The organism is Pseudomonas sp. LF-5 (genome assembly GCF_037626295.1).
In the GTDB taxonomy this organism is placed as follows: Bacteria; Pseudomonadota; Gammaproteobacteria; order Pseudomonadales; family Pseudomonadaceae; genus Aquipseudomonas; species Aquipseudomonas monsensis.
In genome coordinates this window covers 1-1,257 of the sequence record NZ_JARKMT010000024.1, presented here as the reverse complement: position 1 = coordinate 1,257, position 1,257 = coordinate 1, and the positions used below count along the sequence as shown (strand labels likewise).

The window sequence follows — 1,257 nt, the reverse complement described above, 5'->3', positions numbered from 1 at the left end:
TGATCTGGCTTAATGATTCTGGACACCCTTAAAGGGCGGTAATCTACGCCCAGCGAAGAGGTGGCATTTGACTAGACGATATTTTTCGACAGATTTCAAACGGGATGCGGCTTGCCTGGTTTTGGATAAAGACTATTCGGTGAGTGAAGCCTGCGAAGCAATGGGCGTCGGACCTACAGCACTGCGTCGCTGGGTTGAGCAGTTGCGAGCTGAGCGCAACGGTAAGACGCCTGAGAAGTCCAAGGCCATGACTCCTGACCAACAACGCATCCAAGAACTGGAAGCAAAAATCCGACGGATTGAGCGAGAGAAGGAAATCTTAAAAAAGGCTACGGCTCTCTTGATGTCGGATTCCCTCGATCAGTAAGGCTGGTCGAGGAATTAAGCGAGCAATATCCAAGATCCGAGTTGTGTGGCGTGTTTGGTATCAACCGTAGCAGTTATTACGAGCGTCTGAAACAGCGGACAAAAGTGGATGCCGAGCGCGAGCGCCTCAAGATCAAGGCTGCTGAATTACATAAGCAAAGTCGCGGTTCAATGGGCGCGCGCAGCCTGTCAAAGGCGTTGTGTAACGAAAAGGAGTCGGTAGGTCGTTACATGGCTCGTAGCCTGATGCTCGAGATCGGATTGAAGAGCCAGCAACGACGCAGACATCGTTACAAACCTAGCGGCGCAGAGGCTCAATACGCCCCCAATCATTTGGAGCGTAAATTCAACGTTGAGGCGCCCAATCAAGTGTGGTGTGGCGATGTGACTTACATTTGGGCCGGTACTTACTGGGTTTATCTGGCTGCGGTACTAGACCTGCATGCCCGACGCATCGTCGGTTGGGCGATATCCAGAAGTCCCGATTCGGCTCTGACCTGTAAAGCGTTGAGGATGGCTTTCGAGTCGCGAGGACGCCCTGAAAACTTGATGTTCCATTCGGATCAGGGTTGTCATTACAGCAGCAAAATGTTCCGAGAAACGCTGTCGGAGATGCGAATAAAACAAAGCATGAGTCGACGAGGAAACTGCTGGGATAACGCTCCGATGGAACGTTTCTTTGGCAGTTTGAAATCTGAATGGATACCCAAGGTCGGTTATCGAAACGAAGATGAAGCCAGTAGCGATGTGCTGCGCTACCTGACCCACTATTACAATCGGATCAGGCTACACAGTCACAACGGTTATCGAACTCCGGTAGACATGGAAGCCCTGGCGGCATGAAAAGGGATAAAACCCTATAACTGTGTCCAGGAACGTTTGACCAGATCA

Annotated in this window: 1 protein-coding gene; it reads left to right on the top strand. The window is 51.0% G+C overall.

Annotated elements, in window-relative coordinates; genetic code table 11:
* Nucleotides 1-67: 67 nt before the first annotated feature.
* Nucleotides 68-1,209 (top strand): IS3 family transposase gene (locus PseuLF5_RS28080; RefSeq protein ID WP_340135115.1). Its coding sequence is split into 2 segments (ribosomal slippage): nucleotides 68-329 and nucleotides 329-1,209, totalling 1,143 coding nucleotides; the frame shifts between segments, so codons are not numbered across the junction.
* Nucleotides 1,210-1,257 lie beyond the last annotated feature (48 nt).